General features: G+C 45.8%; 14 protein-coding genes. 5 read left to right on the forward strand and 9 right to left on the reverse strand.

Annotation, left to right across the window (positions count from 1 at the left end):
* Positions 1 to 164 precede the first annotated feature (164 nt).
* From AC0J2X_RS10595 to AC0J2X_RS10605, 3 genes are all read left to right on the forward strand, one after another.
* Complete coding sequence (locus AC0J2X_RS10595) at positions 165 to 452, forward strand: YebG family protein (RefSeq protein ID WP_014951121.1); 288 nt, start codon at positions 165 to 167, stop codon at positions 450 to 452.
* A gap of 222 nt (positions 453 to 674) precedes the next feature.
* The gene (locus AC0J2X_RS10600; RefSeq protein ID WP_069945126.1) at positions 675 to 1478 is read left to right on the forward strand and encodes an ABC transporter ATP-binding protein; all 804 of its coding nucleotides are present in this window, start codon (positions 675 to 677) and stop codon (positions 1476 to 1478) included.
* Entirely contained in the window at positions 1478 to 2809 is a 1332-nt protein-coding gene (locus tag AC0J2X_RS10605) for an ABC transporter permease (RefSeq protein WP_061096104.1), read from the forward strand. The genes AC0J2X_RS10600 and AC0J2X_RS10605 overlap by 1 nt, the downstream gene beginning before the upstream one ends.
* A gap of 117 nt (positions 2810 to 2926) precedes the next feature.
* Here the strand turns inward: AC0J2X_RS10605 and AC0J2X_RS10610 are convergent, their stop codons facing one another.
* The 9 genes from AC0J2X_RS10610 to AC0J2X_RS10650 form a co-directional block, all read right to left on the reverse strand.
* Positions 2927 to 4510 (reverse strand): methyl-accepting chemotaxis protein, encoded by a 1584-nt coding sequence (locus AC0J2X_RS10610; RefSeq protein ID WP_039229218.1) that lies wholly within the window; start codon positions 4508 to 4510, stop codon positions 2927 to 2929.
* Positions 4511 to 4666: 156 nt separating this feature from the next.
* On the reverse strand, positions 4667 to 6172 hold the full coding sequence (locus AC0J2X_RS10615) for a sensor histidine kinase (protein ID WP_069945259.1): 1506 nt from the start codon (positions 6170 to 6172) through the stop codon (positions 4667 to 4669).
* 87 nt (positions 6173 to 6259) lie between these two features.
* A complete protein-coding gene (locus tag AC0J2X_RS10620) occupies positions 6260 to 7342 on the reverse strand; it encodes a methyl-accepting chemotaxis protein (protein ID WP_014951126.1) in 1083 nt (360 codons plus the stop codon).
* Between the two features lie 152 nt (positions 7343 to 7494).
* On the reverse strand, positions 7495 to 7896 hold the full coding sequence (locus AC0J2X_RS10625) for a hypothetical protein (protein WP_069945128.1): 402 nt from the start codon (positions 7894 to 7896) through the stop codon (positions 7495 to 7497).
* A 44-nt stretch (positions 7897 to 7940) separates the two neighbouring features.
* Positions 7941 to 9320, reverse strand: coding sequence for a sulfite oxidase (locus tag AC0J2X_RS10630; protein ID WP_069945129.1), 1380 nt, complete (start codon positions 9318 to 9320; stop codon positions 7941 to 7943).
* Entirely contained in the window at positions 9320 to 10324 is a 1005-nt protein-coding gene (locus AC0J2X_RS10635) for a YeiH family protein (RefSeq protein WP_472996009.1), read from the reverse strand. The genes AC0J2X_RS10630 and AC0J2X_RS10635 overlap by 1 nt, the downstream gene beginning before the upstream one ends.
* Before the next feature lie 6 nt (positions 10325 to 10330).
* Positions 10331 to 11338, reverse strand: a complete 1008-nt coding sequence (locus AC0J2X_RS10640; RefSeq protein WP_014951130.1) for a TauD/TfdA family dioxygenase — start codon at positions 11336 to 11338, stop codon at positions 10331 to 10333.
* A gap of 9 nt (positions 11339 to 11347) precedes the next feature.
* Positions 11348 to 12301, reverse strand: coding sequence for an aldo/keto reductase (locus AC0J2X_RS10645; protein WP_472996010.1), 954 nt, complete (start codon positions 12299 to 12301; stop codon positions 11348 to 11350).
* A gap of 354 nt (positions 12302 to 12655) precedes the next feature.
* A complete protein-coding gene (locus tag AC0J2X_RS10650) occupies positions 12656 to 13405 on the reverse strand; it encodes a GntR family transcriptional regulator (RefSeq protein WP_014951132.1) in 750 nt (249 codons plus the stop codon).
* Positions 13406 to 13504: 99 nt separating this feature from the next.
* Between AC0J2X_RS10650 and AC0J2X_RS10655 the strand changes: the two genes are divergently transcribed.
* Together AC0J2X_RS10655 and AC0J2X_RS10660 are read left to right on the forward strand one after the other, a co-directional pair.
* Complete coding sequence (locus tag AC0J2X_RS10655; RefSeq protein WP_014977677.1) at positions 13505 to 14257, forward strand: TSUP family transporter; 753 nt, start codon at positions 13505 to 13507, stop codon at positions 14255 to 14257.
* Positions 14258 to 14373: 116 nt separating this feature from the next.
* Positions 14374 to 16440: a glycoside hydrolase family 31 protein gene (locus AC0J2X_RS10660; RefSeq protein WP_472996011.1), complete on the forward strand. Its 2067-nt coding sequence runs from the start codon at positions 14374 to 14376 to the stop codon at positions 16438 to 16440.
* Positions 16441 to 16451 lie beyond the last annotated feature (11 nt).

Raw genomic sequence — 16451 nt, forward strand, 5'->3', positions numbered from 1 at the left:
GCATTATACGCAGCAGTTACTAATTGCACAAGCATTAATCACCTTTAGAGCAATCATTTGCCCTTTCCCCAAACACTACGCTCAGACATTTAATCAAAATACTGTTTATTTATACAGTAAAATACTGTACAGTTTTTGTGTCTTTAATAAACAGGGGACCTACCATGGCCATTACCACACAGTATGTTGTTACGCACAAAGGGGTAGAAAAATTGGTAACTACCGACAAAAAAGAAGCCGATCAGTATGACAAAATGCTCGATGCAGCAGATAACCTTGCTGACTACATTCATGCGAAGGGCATCAAGCTAGACGATAGCGTAGTGGAAGAGCTCACCATCATGCTGTCTAAAAACAAAGATAAAATCAGTAAGATTTTCAAAGGCGCTACCGCAGAAAGCGTATTAGAAGATGAAAGCGCAGAAGTGGTAAAGCTACAAGCTAACGGCTGATAATTTAGGCGCGCCTCTCTTTTGCGTCGTTATGATGAGCAATTAATAAGAGCAATTGCCGCTTTAGGCTGATGAGATCTGATAGCATAGCTATACGCAAAAATGTTATTTGATAACATTACCTCAACGCGGCAATGTGTTTTCTCTGGTTTTTAACTGGGTGAACAGACGTGTCGCTTTTGCTAATGTGAACATAAGACGTAAATACAGGTCGGGTTTAGCGTGAATACCATCAATAAAAAAAATAGCACTCACTCCCAGCGCAACGCAGTGTCTGAAGAGCACAACGCAGTGAATAAAGAGCGCAACACAGCGATTGAAGTTAGCAATTTACAGTTTTCGTACACCAAAGAAAGTCCCCCCATCATTGACATTAAAGCGTGGCAAGTTTCGCAAGGTGAGCACGTTTTTCTCTCAGGGCCTTCGGGTAGCGGAAAGAGCACATTGCTCAATTTGCTGTGCGGAACATTAACTCCAACTCAGGGCGACATTGCCTTATTAGCGCAGCCTTTCTCCACATTATCGAACCGACAGCGGGACAAGTTTAGAGCACGCAGTATCGGCGTTGTTTTTCAACAATTTAATCTTATTCCCTACCTTTCTGTGGCACAGAACATTAATGCGGCGGTGTATTTTGCAAGTACAAACGTCAGCAAGACAGCATCAGACGCAAAGCTTCGTCATTTACTGGACAAGCTACAGCTGCCTTCTCACGTGCTGCATGCGAAAGCTGACGCATTGAGTATTGGTCAGCAGCAGCGCGTTGCCATTGCCAGAGCACTGATTAACGACCCACAATTATTAATTGTCGATGAACCTACCTCTGCCCTAGATACCGATGCCAGAGATAGTTTTATGTCGCTGCTAAAAGACGTTGCAGGTGAAAGCACCATGATTTTTGTTAGTCACGATAAAGCCATGGAGAGTTATTTCGACCGCCACTGCAGCATGAGTGAATTAAGCCCAAGTACAAACCACTTAAAAACGCGAGGCGATGAGGCCCCAAAAGCACAGGAGCGTGCGTAATGCTAAGTACCATTGCTATTGAAAGCTTAAAGCGCAGGAAAACAACGGCAATCCTCACACTTTTAAGCATTACCATCAGCATTAGTTTACTTTTGTGCGTGGACATTATTCGCACCCAAGTTAAAACCAGTTTTACGCGCACCGTTTCTGGTGTAGATCTTATTGTTGGCGCACCAAGTGGACAGCTTAATTTACTCCTGTCATCAGTGTTTAATATAGGCACTCCCACCAAAGGTATTGAATATAAAAGTATTGCGGCGCTTCAATCTAACAAGCAGGTATCGTGGCTTATCCCACTATCTTTGGGTGATACCCACAGAGGTTTTAGAGTAGTAGGTACGACCAACAGCTTTTTCGACCACTTTAAATACGGTGATATGCAATCACTTGAAATGGCAGCAGGCTCGACATTTACGCAGCCACTGTCTACCGTTATTGGCGCAGATATCGCCAAATCATTGGGGTACAAGGTAGGGGATAAGATTATTATTTCCCATGGTCTGGGTAGCGTATCGTTCAACAACCATGACGATCACCCTTTCACTATCTCAGGCATAGTTAAGAAAACCGGTACGCCCGTAGATAAAGCCGTATACGTTACCCTACAGGGACTTGAAGAAGCCCACACAGGACCTAAACATTCGCCCACCTCAATGTTAGGCCGTAAATCTGCTGACAAGGCGAACGAGCATGAGCATGAACATGAGCATGAGCATGAGCATGAGCATGACGAGCATACAAAAGAACATGCAGTTTACAATAGCGAAGCGTTTACGCCTGAGTCAGTATCCGTGGTGATGCTGGGGCTTAAACATCGGGTAACTGCACTGCAGCTTCAGTATCAAATTAATCAAAGTAAAAAAGAGCCGCTAATGGCTATTCTACCGGGCATGGCACTCGCAGAACTTTGGCAAATTATGGGAAATGTTGAATCGCTATTGCTTGGCCTTTCCGGTCTTATCGTCATCTGCGCGTTAATTGGGCTTGCGACTATGCTGCTGGCAACGATGAGAGAGCGTTATCAAGAAATCGCCGTTTTACGAACTATAGGCGCAGGACCGTTTACCTTACTGCTACTCATACAGATTGAAGCGATGCTGCTTACGATTGTGAGTGCCGCACTGAGTTTAGGCTTGGTAGCTGGGCTTATGAGCGCACTAAAACCTTGGTTAAGCAGTACCTATGGGTTGTTTTTAAGCAGCCCACTGTTTGGACAAAGCAGTGTTATTATCATTTTACTGATACTGGGGTGCACATACTTGGTTTCGCTATTCCCCGCTGTGGCGGCCTACAGACGCGGCCTACACGCGGGACTAAACGCGAACTCATAAATACCCATGCCTACAGCGTTGTTTCCGGTTTTATAGGCTTTTATTTAGCCCCACATCTATGCGCCAATAGGCAATAGGTCTTTTAATGGATCGAGCTTAAGCGAGCTGGAGAGAGTATTACTCTCCCACTCGCTTATCTGTACTGAAACGCAATATTAGCTCGTGAACCTGATTAACCGTTGCGCGCAAATCGTGACTTGCTGCAAGCGATGCTTCAGATGAACGCTGGGTTTCAGACGCGCCGTCAGCGACTTCTACTAACTGCTGGTTAATATGCTCTGCCACCGTGCTTTGTTCTTCTACCGCTGAAGACATCTCTACCGTGGCATCAGCGATACCTTTTACTGCATTGTTAATTTCAAACAATGCACCTCGGGTTTCTTCTACTATAGCGCTGCCGTGCTCAGCTGAAGCTAGCCCTTCCGTCGATACCCTAACAGCGCGGTCAGAACGCTCAGCCAATTCATTAATGATGTTGTGGATTTTATCGGTCGATTCGCGAGTTTTCGAAGCTAAAGTACGAACCTCATCGGCAACAACCGCAAAACCTCTTCCTTGTTCGCCAGCCCTTGCAGCTTCGATCGCAGCATTAAGCGCTAACAGGTTAGTTTGCTCAGCGATGGTCGAGATGATATTGGCCGCTTCGCCAATATCGCTGGTTGACTGAGCCAACTCTGTCACTGTGGTAGAGATAGACTCAACCGCCTCGCGTAAGGCGACAATCGCCTGCATGGCTTGTTCTGCTTTTTGGTTGCCTGTCTCTACATTAGATGCCGCTGTCCTTGCGCTCTTTGCGTTACTTTCTACTCGTTCGGCAACTTCTTGAATCGCTTGACTCATTTGCGTTACCGCAGACGCAATTTGCTGTGTAGCTTGATTTTGCTGAACAACCGCGGCACTGGTGCTTTCTGCTTGTTGATGCGTGGTGTTAGCTATCGATTCGAGCCCCGCTGACGCATCTTTAATTCGGGTTAATGCCGTGCGATTTCTGGCAAGTTCACACCCCAGTGCAAGTTTGGCTTGGCTTATGTGAGGGGGGTCTGGGAAGTAGGTTTGTGCCACCGTTTCATTAGCGTAGCTTTCTGGGCTAAGAGAAAGCAGCGCGCCCCAGTCTTTTCTTGTCTTGGTTTCTTGAGCAATCATTAAAACTACAGCTCCAAGCAGCGCAATGCCTGCCGCTGCCCAACCATGGGTAAACGCGAGTACTAAAACAAGTAGGGCGCTTAACAATATTGCTGGCGCCATGTGCATTAGCCCTTGCCCCAGTCGCGACATCGGTGATACCGCAGATTTTCCTTCCTGCATTCTGGCGTAAACACTAGATGCGCGTGCTATTTCGTCATTTAACGCCGGCACTCGAACAGATTCGTAGCCTACTACTGACTTACCTTCATAAACGGGAGTCACAAACGCCGAAACCCAATAGTGATCGCCATTTTTTCTTCTGTTTTTGACTAACCCAATCCAGCTTTGCCCTGATTCCAAAGTACGCCACATTTCTTTGAAGACAGGAGCAGGCATATCTGGATGACGGATAATGTTGTGATTTTTGCCAATGAGCTCTTCGCGACTGAAGCCACTTGCTTCTACAAATGCGCTGTTACAATGCTGGATTACACCGCGCTTATCGGTAGATGAAATAAGACGATGATGTGCGGGAAACTTGTACTCTTTTTGGGTAACTGGCTGATTATTTCTCATTGGGTGCTTTCTCCATGTAGCAAAGCAATCATCCGTTAATCGTAGGAAATGTTGCTTACCTCCTAAGACTAGAACATAAACAAATTCTGTCTAGCAGGAAGAAAAAATTAGAGAAATTCTATATTCTATCAGCTATTTAGGAAAGCAATTTATACTTTAGGCTAGAGGTAACAAAACGGTAACGCGCGTACCCTTTCCTTCTTCGCTAGTGATATTTATCTTTCCGTTGTGCTCTTCAACAATAGTCATGGAAATAGACATTCCCAACCCTGTTCCCTCGCCGGGTGGTTTAGTTGTAAAAAAGGGCGTGAATATTCTATCCAGTGTTTCTTTCGACATACCAATACCCTCGTCTTCTACGATAAGCATGGCGCTTTTGTCATCTTGCTGCACTTTTAGTGTTATGGACTTCCCTTCTGGCGTTGCATAAATAGCATTGGTCACAAAGTTAACCAACACCTGCTGAATCTGTCCTGCATTACCAAGGAAATAGACATCCTTATCGGGTACTTCTACATTAAGTTTGTTTTTGTACCTGTGCAGGTTATTCGTGAGCTTGATCACCGTGTTCATGGCGTCAATGGCACTAATTTGTGTATGCTTTCCTGAACCAGGATACGAAAAACTTCGCAGCGCTTTTACAATTTCAATAATACGTTCAATGCCCTCGTGAGATTCATTGAACATCTCTGTAATTTCGCTCGCACTTTCTTGTAGTGAAAAGCGTTTTTCCAGCGCCTCGAACTGCGACTCTACCTCTCCACCAGCAGTGCGACAAAGCTTGCCTATTTCTTCTAACGCGTGTTGATAATCGCTAAAAATTTCTTTTGCAACCACCGTATTGCTTCGAACATAACCGATAGGGTTATTGATTTCGTGTGCTATACCCGCAGCAAGTTGCCCCAACATCGCCATCTTGTCTGCACTAACCAGCCTTTCTTCTAGAAAGTCTCTGTCTTTTTTAACCGAACTCAGTTCTATTTGCCGACTGGTGAGCTCAGTTTTTTTGTTCTGGTAACGAGACGTAATGTTTAGATAATGTTTGGTGGTATCAAGAACGTGTAGCGTTTCTTCTTCTAAGTGATCGTCTTTGGTAAGCAACACGAGCCAAGCGAATTCGCCGTCTGCCATTTCATGCATAAAGTGAAGTAGCCTTGCTTCTTCTTTTGTATCTGGTCGCTGCACTGCATTAACGCACCAGTGGGAATAGCTCTCGCGCAGTGTCAGAGGGGTTTCGTCTTTGAGAAGTTTGGCGAGCTCGGGAGAGCTATACCATCCGTTTTCGTGAGATAGCACCTGACTATCATCCCCCACCGTTAGCGCTTCACCTTCTACAATAAATGCTTTTCCACAATGGGCACCGCTAAATTCGACCGCCGATTCCAGCGCAGAAAATATAAAACTCTTACCCGGCTGAGCATTTGAAAGCTGTGATGCGGCACGGTTAAGGTACAACAACTCCCTTTCCCGCTGTTTTGAATCTTTTAAGGCTTTTCTTAGCGCTTGATTCGCTAAGTAAGCATCTTGTGAGTAGGTTTCAAGAAAAGACTCTGCGTTTTTACGCGCTATTTTTTGACGTTTAAGCTGTCGTTCTAAAGAGTTAACGCGGGCTTCCAGCTCTAGAATGCGCTCTTGTTCGGTGGAATACGATGTTTCACTCACCAAAAAGCCCTCCGTTTTGGGCGCCGCTATGAATTCGGGCGCCACGCTTTTCAATAGGGCCAGTTGAACCGCAAGGCTCTACGGGCGCTAATTAACTAGCCTATCAAGTAGTGTTAGTACTCTCTCACTGGCTTGTTCCATTTCCATAAGCTTAGCATCTGCCTCAGCATTGTTGCCATTTTGTTTAGCTAGAACGGCAGCGATACCGCTACTATGCACTTTTGCATGCGGCGCTTCAATCTCTCTGAATGCCGTTGTCTGGCCAATCGCTTTGTTAGCATTGTCACTATACCACTGCCCAAGGCGGCAGTTCTTATGATCGCCAAAGTCCGCCACAGATTTATTGCTGTAGCCGCACAGCACTGCATAAACCTCGGCCTTCCACACTACATGATCCAATTTTACTGTTTGAATGAACGTAGCAATTGCGCCTTCGCTAATGGTGGACTTCATACTGTCACAGTGTTGCACCATAACTTCGTAGCTGCCATTTAGCTGATTAATGCCGGTCTCTAGCTGCTCGTTGTTTCCGCGCAGTTCATTGACACCTGAAACCGCTTTGGAAGTAGACTGAATTATACCGTTCACCAACTCAGATACTTCTGTTGCTGATTTGTTGGTTTCTGTCGCCAATGCACGTACTTCATCAGCAACAACACTAAACCCGCGGCCTGCATCGCCTGCTCGCGCAGCTTCGATAGCAGCGTTTAGCGCAAGTAAGTTAGTTTGGTCAGAAATACTCGTAATAGTAGTAACAAATTTATTAATGTTATCTGCTGTTGTTGATAGCCCCGATATACGTTCGCTCATGCTGCCCATTTGGACATTAAGCCCGCTCATGTCGGTAACAATTTTGCTTAATGTAGTCGCAGAATCACTAAACAACTCATTAATATTAGCAACAGACTGGTTCTCAGCATCGATACGTTGATAAGTAGCCAACACCGTTTCACGAATACCTTCTAATTGACGCATTGCATCAACAATGCACTTCATTACAACGGAATCGTTCGACGATGCATGCTGACCGTTTGCAGCCTCAATGGCATTAATGAGTTCACTATTTTCTGCCTCTAAAACGTCAATTTTGTCTAAGGCTTCTTGCACTCTTGCTTCTAGTTTACGTACTTGCGCTTCTTTTTCTTCGTATTTACTGCGAGATACAAACATGTGTGGTTACCGATATGTTTTTTATAGAGTTATTTTGTTCAGATTAACAGATATCCAGACCATTTAACTATTAGTCTGAAGTAGCGTTATGCTATGAGTATCGGCGGAATCTTGAAAAACTGATGAAATAAAACGCTCGGTTGAGACGAGCTTTATTTTTGTGGCAGTAGATGCGGCTCTAGGGGCGGGCGACGGGCGCCTTTTTTAGGACCATACCACAACGTCAGATAGTCTAGGATAGCGGGCTCCGCATCACCTAATGGCCATAGCTTTTGCGTGTCTTGCATCCATCGAATAGTTTCAAGCCATCTCTCTCTGCTCATTGCGTTCTGTGTAATTAGTGAAGGCGAATGGCATGCGCTACAGTGTGCAACCACTAGATTATAGCCGGGCGCTACAGTAAGACCTGACTGGGGGTCAACAGACACAGTCGTGGCGTCAGCGGAATGCATACTTGAGCCGCTATTTTTATCGCTACTTTCATTGATGGCCGCAACCAGTGGTGTGCTAACTAACCCTGCCATAATAGAAACAAAAACGAATAGACGGCGCATGCGAGCGCTCCATATCTCAAACACGTTACTCGGTACCATGTGTTTTACACAACCCGCACAGCAATGCGATGGCAGGCATTGTTTAAGTAGCCTTTTGGATTCCAGCCCGGCAATACCATAGGTTGTGCTTTTCCATTTTCATCTACGGCTTTGGCCCATATTTCGAAATAACCTTGTTGAGGAAAAGCTATTTTTGTAGTGAATTGCTGCCATGCATGTCTATTTACGGGAAGCGTGAGCTCTGCTATTTGCCACGTTTGTCCGAAATCAATAGATGTGTACACTTCAGCCACTTTACCCTCGCCACTCCATGCATGACCGCGCACGCTTAGTTTCTTGGCCAAAGGATGATCAGTGCCCGACTGTGGAAAAGTAATGAGTGACTTAATAGGCATAGCTTCAATGATACACATATCTTCATCGGCTACTTTCGCCCCCGGAGCAACAGGTTTACAAGGGAGTCGGTACGCTTTGCCCAGCATTTTTGCACCGTCATGCACGCGGTCTCTGACCACTATTTTCTTAAGCCACTTGCCAGACGTAGACGCTGGCCAACCACCAAAAACCAGTCGGAGCGGATAGCCATTCATTAAAGGTAGAGGTTCATCATTCATTGCCCATGCAATCAACGACTCATCTTCCATCGCTTTGTTTATCGGCACCCCGCGAGAAATAGCCGCTTTGCCCGGTGTACGGCTTAAATGCTGGTCATCACCATAATAGCCAATGTAAACAGCGCTATCTTTTACGCCCACTGACGTGAGTACATCTTTAAGCCTTACACCTGTCCATTTAGGGCATCCCACAGCTCCGGTAGTCCATTGGTTCCCCGTCGCTGCTGGCGAGAACTCGGCACGTCCATTACCGCCGCATTCCAGCGTTAGTTGGTATGAGTAATGTTTGAATTGAGTTTTGAGCTCTTCCAACGTGAAGGTTTTTGACTGCTCGGCCGACTCCCCTTCAATAGTAAGCGTCCACGTACTCGCGTCTGGCTTTTGCGGGGGAATACCATTATTCCTTACGAAAAATCGAGAGGCAGGCGTAACCGCATCATCAAGTAAGTGCGCTGGCGTTTCAGCGTTAATTGGCCGGTCGTTAAGTATTGTTAGCCCGTCTTTTCCCTCGATAGAAAAAGGCGTGTTCGACTGAGCAAATGCAGCGGGAATAAGTCCTGCTGGCATGAACTGACCGTAAACGACTTCAGCACCAAGTAGCAAAGACAGAGACTTCAGACCTTTGATAAAGCCACGCCGAGTCAGCGCGTTGCTAGTTCGCTGAAAAACCTGTTCGTCGGCCTTTACAGGGTCCTTAGCGTACAGTTCGTGAAGGCCATGTTTTTTCACTGCTACCACCTCGTCATTGAGTGCTTTGTGTATTAAGAGTGCATTAAGAATAATTGTGATAAATCGCGCAAAAAATCCCACTATATTGCGAACAAATAGCCCAATATAAGCAGTGCAATCCACAGCGTTTCTGCCACAATCATTACAATTGGCAGCATACCGACTTCGGCTAACTTACCAAGGTTAGACTTCATACCGATTGCCGTAATTGAAACGACTAAGAAGAAGCGTGATATCTGGGTCCCCGTCTCAATAACTACTTCGGGTAGGGTTACAAAGCTGTTGAGTAACATAAGTACAATAAAGCCAACTAGAAACATCGGCATTTTAGGCACTTGCGCCCCGTCAGCCTGACTTTTGGCTTTGTAAAAGTGTTTAATGGCAATCATCATAATGAGTACCACTGGCATTAGCATGGCTACTCGTACCAGCTTGGTCAGTGTCGCCATGTCGCCTGCACTGTCAGACACCGAGTAACCTGCCCCCACAACTTGCGCCACATCGTGAATAGTGCCGCCTAAGAAAATGCCAGCTTCCATATCATTCATGCCCAACTGCGCCGCCACAATTGGGTAGAGCACCATGGCGATGGTCGACATAGCGGTTACGCCAATAACCGTCAGCAACGTGTCTCTTTCGTGGTTTTCTCCCTTGGGAAGAATGGTGGAAATGGCGAGAGCCGCAGACGCACCACAAATGGCTACTGAGCCTCCCGTTAATGCACCAAAACGCTTTTGTAACCCGAGTAATTTGGCGAGACCCACTCCGACAATAATTGTTGTGAGTATGGCAGCGGCCAGCATAAGAGCGGTCTGCCACCCAAGTACCGCTAAGTCACCTAGCGCAATGCGTAGACCAAGCAGAACAACTCCAGCGCGAAGAAGAGTACTTGCCGTGAAATCGATACCACACGCACAGGGCGTATCGTTCTGATACAAAAACGATACAGCCATACCTAAAAGTAATGCGAACAACATAGCAGGGGCGTTGTAATGCTCACTCAAAAAGAGCGCCGCCATACCGGTAATGGTTGCAATTCCCAGCCCGGGCCAAATATTTTTACATTTTACTGCTATATCGTTCATTTTCTTTTATCGCTCTGAGGCCACAAGCGCAACAAGCACTACGCGCTTTCGCTCGCCAGAATAAGGGCGGCGGCCATGCATTGCACGGTAATTGTCAACAATAGCCACGTCACCATCTTGCCACTCTAAGTCAAAGGTGTAAGTTTCAGACAGTTCTGCAACGCGCTCTAAACCGGCTTTAGGAATTGCACTTCCATCGCCAAAAGTAATTGCCGACGACGGGTTTTCCCTTACGCCTTTCCATCCCATATACGCAGCTATTAGCTGGTTATAGAACACTTCTGAGCCATCACTAAGTTCGATAACCGCAGGTAAGACAGGCGTAATGGCTCTTAGACTACCATCCTCCAACCATTGCCAGGTGTATCCTAACTCTTTTAATTTAGCTTCTGCCTCTTCTAATGACTCAACGCTTAGCGTGCTTTTCCAGCTTCTTCCTTGGCCAGAGTTGGCATCATTGGCTGCTGGCATAGTAGTCGTATATTTAAGGCCTTTCTCTTTAAAGTCTTTAGCAAGCGCCGGATTTTCTTCTTTCAATGCTTCAAACAATTTGTCTGAGCGACACAAAGGCGTTGCTCCCCCCTCATCCGCTGCAGTCTTACAAAAGAAAAACAGCTTGCTTGGTGAAATAGGCGTCTGCGCCATTTCATGATGTAGAAAAATTTCTACGTCTTTCGGCGCTTCATTTGCTGTGAATACGCGCTCAGTAAAGTTAATACGCACGGCATTAGACAACGACTCCTGATAGGTAAAGTTAGGATAGCCGAAGCCTGCTGAGAAAACGTCAAAGGTCTCTGCGGAATCAATTGGAAACCCTCGGAAAAGTAGTGCTCCCGACTTTGCAAGTTTTGCTTCAAGCTCTGATTGATTTGCTTTTACAAATGCAACGGTCTCTTCTACCGTTGTACAACCCTCGTTGTTCACGACTATTTCAGGGAACACACCGCCGTTATAATTGTGCTGAGTAGGTACACTTGCGTAGGCTACCGCAGAGCTGTCATTGACGTTTTTCATAGCTAACTCCTAGTCGTAAATAGGGTGGAAACGGTTAAAGGCAGCTTCGCAGAAGTGCCCTGGATCGTTAAATCTGCGATTTACGTTCAATGCAGATATTGCCTGCATTTCACTGTCGCTGAGTGAGAAGTCAAAAAGTGCGAGGTTTTCTTTCATACGCTCAACTTTTGACGTTTTTGGAATGATGGCGTTACCGCGCTGAATTCCCCAACGCAAGACAACCTGCGCTGGCGTTTTACCATGGGCTTCTGCCGCGGCTTTTACTACGCTTTGCTCAAGCACTGATTCCGCCTGATCAGCCATTTCAAGCTCTAGATAAGATAAGGCACCTAGCGGAGAGAAGGCCGTTACCTCCAGACCATAGTCTTTTGCCAAACGAATTAATCGCTCTTGCGTAAGGTACGGGTGAGATTCAATTTGCAGCATGGCTGGCTTAATACGCGCATAGCTCATCAGGTCGTTAAGCAAACCGGTGTTGTAATTACACACACCAATTTGTTTTGCTTTTCCGCTATCGGCAAGCGACTCCATTGCCTCCCATGTCTTATGCAAAGGTACGGGCGCGAGTTCCATTTTAGGCTCGGCAGCATCAGGTTCGTAAAACCATTCTGGTGGATAACGGGTCTCGATAGGCACAAATTTCTGCGCTATCGGGAAATGGATCAGGTATAAGTCTACATAATCTAACTGTAAGTCTGACAAGGTTTTTTCTAAAGCAAGACCCACGTGCTCAGGGGCGTGAAAGGTATTCCATAGTTTAGAAGTAACCCAAAGATCTTCTCTGGTGCATAAGCCTTCATCAATCGCTCGCTTAATGCCTTCACCCACTTCCTTTTCATTGCCGTAATCAGCGGCACAATCTAAGTGTCGATAGCCAGCCTTAATTGCTTGGTACGTGGTTTCCGCACATATGGCAGTATCGACCTTCCAAAAACCAAAACCTACCTCTGGTATCTTATTCATTGTTTCATTCACCTTAGAATTCGTTGCTTTAAGCTAGTACGGACTTTTTCTTAAACGTACTGCAAAGATAAAAAGCCGCGGTTTACTTTTGCAGTATGCTCTTGTATAACTTTAGCTTCAAACTTTAGTCTTGTATAAGATATAAGTTATTACACAGATATACCGATGTCAACAAAGTGTTAACAAACTTAATGAAAAGTTTGGAGTGCAATAAAAAGAGATGTCTAGCGGTGGCATAACAAGGTAAAGCGTTACCTTGTTATGCTAGGTGTTCGAGAGTCGGTAAGAAACAATTTGATAGGAACGGACGTTTAAAACGTTGTGGTTGAACAGTTTGGCGTTGATAGCAAAGGATTAATCAAGTTCAACTTGGTAATGGTAGTGGTCAGTTCTACATTTGCTTTCACGATATTCAATGAGTTTACCGTCAATAGACTCAGTGACGCGCGTAACCATAAGTAACGGCATTCCTTTTTCGATACCTAAGCTTTTTGCATCACTTTTTGAGGCCAAAACCGCTTTAATGCTGTCACGGGTCTTAAATACAGTTTGGTTATAATCCGTTTGATAAAAATGATACAGAGTATGCGGAATATCTTCTCGCTTCTCGATGTCAGGAAATCGCTTAGACGGTAAATAAATAGTTTCAAGCATACAAAATTCGTTATCGAGAATTCGTCTACGCTTAAGCTTCACTACTTTGTCCTTAGCGGTAATTGATAGTGCAGTTTGGACACTTTCAATTGGCTCGACCAGCTCTTTACTTAACAGTTCAGCTTTGGGTAGGTCAGCACCTTTTCCGTCAGCTTGTAGCGGAAAGAAACGAAACAGCGCATCTTGTGCCGTATGCTCAGAAACAAATGTACCGACCCCCTGACGACGGGTTACAATTTTGGTATCTGTCAGCAATGTTAGCGCTTTGCGAACGGTTCCTTGGCTAACATTGAATTCGTCAGCAAGCTTAAACTCACTAGGTAGCATCTCGCCTGGTTGCCAACGGCGCTCGACAATAAGCTGCTTAATGTATTCAGCGACTTGTTGATACAGTGGCTGAAAGGCAAGACTTGGACCGCTGAGTTTGTGATCGAATTGAGATGAAGACATGAACCCTAACCTAAACGCTTAATTTTTGTTGTTATATCATACACAAGAGTTATAGCGCACTTTTGATATAAATCACATACATTGCAGGAATTACACGTGATGCTTTTGGAAACACTGCTTCCCATGTTTGCGCTATTAGGGCTTGCGACACTGCTACAGACCTTAAGCGGGTTTGGTTTTGGCCTTATGGTGGTATCAAGCTTTACGTTATTCGGCATCTTGCCGCTTACGGCGACCACCTTTATGGTGAGTTTTCTAAGTCTTTTCAATTCCATCAGCTTAGTAGTGAAAAACACGGAGCAAATAAATAGACGTGCTTTCACTATTATACTGGTTAGCGGTATACCATTCATGGCGGTAGGCTACGCATTATTGGAATACCTGTCTGTTGGGATGGCAACTTGGCTCAATTTACTGCTCGGCTTGGCTATTCTCAGCTGCTGCGGCCTTTTATTAATAAAAAGAAAGCGGGCACAGCCATCTGGTCGCGCATACGGCTTTTCTATCGCTGGCGCTCTAGGTGGATTGCTAGGCGGTCTTTTTTCTACCTTTGGCCCACCTGTGGTATTTCAGTGTTATCGACAAACCTGGCCAATAAATGAAATCAGAATAACACTGCTGGCCGTATTTAGTGTTACCTCACTTATACGCCTTGCCATAATACCGTTTGGTACTTTGCCTTCAACAGAAGTGTTTCTGTCTGCTGTTTTCGCCATTCCCGTCATTTTAATTTTCACGCGATTAGGACGAATTCTCGCTGCTCGCGTGTCCGCTGCCGCTGTCCGACTGTTAGCCTTGACCATGCTTGCATTAAGTGGCGTAACCCTTATTGTCCAAAATATCAGTATATAAGACGGCTTGATAGTGAACGCGGATCTAAATCTTCATAATTTTCTAATTGCAGATTGACACCCAAGTTACATTTCATTAACTTATGTCTTATATAAGACATGAAGGGTAATGTAGAAATGAGTAACGCGTTTTGTGTAAATGAGCCAGAATGGAACGATATTAAAGCCGCTGACATTACTGAGCAGCCCTTTTTGTCGGATGATAAGACACTTATTGTCCCCACCCAATATGGTGAGTTGAGTCTAAGTATTAGTCAGTTTGGTTTACGCATTCAAAGTGACGTAAATGCAGCAGATGATTTTGGTATGCTTACTCAAGCGCCGGAAAGGCTATCGCTAGTACTTTCCGGTGATCAGTCTCACAGCACCCTGGTAGCAGGCGACTATCGATTAGAAGTTTTTGCCGCACCTCTTCATTTCAAGCTGTATAAAAATGACGTTTTAGTTCAGCAAAGCGCCACCGACGGCCACTTTGTACGTCAGCATCGCTTGCCGCCATTCGCTAAAACCGACAAAGGTTGGTTAGTAAGTTTAGAGCTTAGCTACGACGAAGCCGTTTATGGTCTTGGAGAGAAATGGGGCAAGCTTGATAAACGCGGCCAGCTAATTCGCTCATACAACCACGACGCTTTAGGCGTAAACGCCGAAAAGTCTTATAAAAACACACCTTACGCATGGAGTCCTGAAGGCTGGAATTTATTTGTGCACACTCCAGCCCCCGTCACCCATGGAGTCGGCTACGCACTTTGGTCACAGCGAGCTTACGTGTGCTTAGTTGAAGATAACGTACTCGACATGTTCTTGTTCCATCAAGACTCGCCAGCGCAAAGTCTTAAAGCCTACAGCGAGCTCACCGGCTTTGCCCCTACGCCGCCGACCTGGAGCTTAGGCGTCATTCTTTCTAAAGCGTATTATAAAGACGCCGACGAACTACTCGCCGTTGCCCGCGAAGTGCGCGAAAAGAATATGCCTTGCGATGTTATTACCCTTGATGGCCGCGCATGGCAAGACACAGATACCCGCTTTGCTTTTGAGTGGGACCCTAAGCGCTACGCCGATCCACAGCCAGTTATCGATGAACTTAAAGCGTTAGGTTTTAAAATCTGTGTGTGGGAATACCCCATGATTTCAGTGAAAAACCCGCTATACAAAAAAGCCGCTGATAAAGGCTGGCTGATAAAAGACAAACGAACCGGAGAAGCTTACCGGTATGAGTGGGATTTAAGCCCTTTTGGCGAAGTGCTTACGCCACTACCAGACTCGGGTATTCTAGACTTTACCCACCCAGACGCTTACGAATTTTGGAAAACCTCGCACAAGCCTTTATTTGACCTTGGCGTGGACATGATAAAAGCCGATTTTGGCGAACAACTTGAAGACGACAACATGCTGTCGTATAGCGGTGATTCAGGTAATCGTCTACATAACGTTTACAGTATGCTCTACAACCGTTGTGTTTACGAAGCCGCAGAAGCTTACTGTAAAACAGGTCCTTTCCTATTTAGCCGTTCAGCTTGGACAGGAAGTCAGCGCTACCCATCACAATGGGGCGGCGACCCGCAAGCCGACTGGCATGGCCTAGCCGCAAGTATTCGTGGCAGTTTGTCCTGGGGGATGTCAGGCGGGCCGTTTTTCGCTACCGATATAGGCGGGTTTTACAAAGACACCCGAGATGCAGAACTTTACGTAAGATGGGCACAAGCGTCAGTGTTTAGTGCCCACATGCGATTGCACGGTATTGGCCCTCGTGAACCCTGGTCCTACGGCGATGCCGCTTCCAATGCAGTATTTGAGGCCCTTAAGCTAAGATATAAGCTTATTCCATACCTAAAGCAAACCGCAGAAAAAGCATCACAAACAGGACTTCCGGTTCAGCGCGCCATGGCGTTAGCCTTCCCTGAACAGCCGCTTTCGCACGGTTTTGAACAACAATTTATGTGCGGTGATGACCTACTTGTTGTGCCTTGCGTGGTGCCCGGCGGAAAAATTAAATACTACTTACCAAAAGGTGAATGGATACGTTTTGGTACCGAAGAAGTCGTGCAGGGTGAGCAATACAGAGAAGAAATACTTGCGCTTAACGATGTGGCGGTGTTCATCCAAAAAGGCAGTCGCATTGTAATGGGCCCAGATGTTCAACATACCGATATGGATATGTCGAACACCACACATTGGCCAGCGTAGCGCATAGGAGC

The sequence above is a fragment of the Alteromonas sp. R7 genome (assembly GCF_055755235.1).

Bases quoted from the DNA above. Each gene is read 5' to 3' on its own strand.
- AC0J2X_RS10625 (WP_069945128.1), bottom strand. From the start codon at position 7,896: ATGCGCCGTCTATTCGTTTTTGTTTCTATTATGGCAGGGTTAGTTAGC.
- AC0J2X_RS10610 (WP_039229218.1), bottom strand. From the start codon at position 4,510: ATGAGAAATAATCAGCCAGTTACCCAAAAAGAGTACAAGTTTCCCGCA.
- AC0J2X_RS10620 (WP_014951126.1), bottom strand. From the start codon at position 7,342: ATGTTTGTATCTCGCAGTAAATACGAAGAAAAAGAAGCGCAAGTACGT.
- AC0J2X_RS10605 (WP_061096104.1), top strand. From the start codon at position 1,478: ATGCTAAGTACCATTGCTATTGAAAGCTTAAAGCGCAGGAAAACAACG.
- AC0J2X_RS10660 (WP_472996011.1), top strand. From the start codon at position 14,374: ATGAGTAACGCGTTTTGTGTAAATGAGCCAGAATGGAACGATATTAAA.
- AC0J2X_RS10645 (WP_472996010.1), bottom strand. From the start codon at position 12,301: ATGAATAAGATACCAGAGGTAGGTTTTGGTTTTTGGAAGGTCGATACT.
- AC0J2X_RS10650 (WP_014951132.1), bottom strand. From the start codon at position 13,405: ATGTCTTCATCTCAATTCGATCACAAACTCAGCGGTCCAAGTCTTGCC.
- AC0J2X_RS10640 (WP_014951130.1), bottom strand. From the start codon at position 11,338: ATGAAAAACGTCAATGACAGCTCTGCGGTAGCCTACGCAAGTGTACCT.
- AC0J2X_RS10595 (WP_014951121.1), top strand. From the start codon at position 165: ATGGCCATTACCACACAGTATGTTGTTACGCACAAAGGGGTAGAAAAA.
- AC0J2X_RS10635 (WP_472996009.1), bottom strand. From the start codon at position 10,324: ATGAACGATATAGCAGTAAAATGTAAAAATATTTGGCCCGGGCTGGGA.
- AC0J2X_RS10655 (WP_014977677.1), top strand. From the start codon at position 13,505: ATGCTTTTGGAAACACTGCTTCCCATGTTTGCGCTATTAGGGCTTGCG.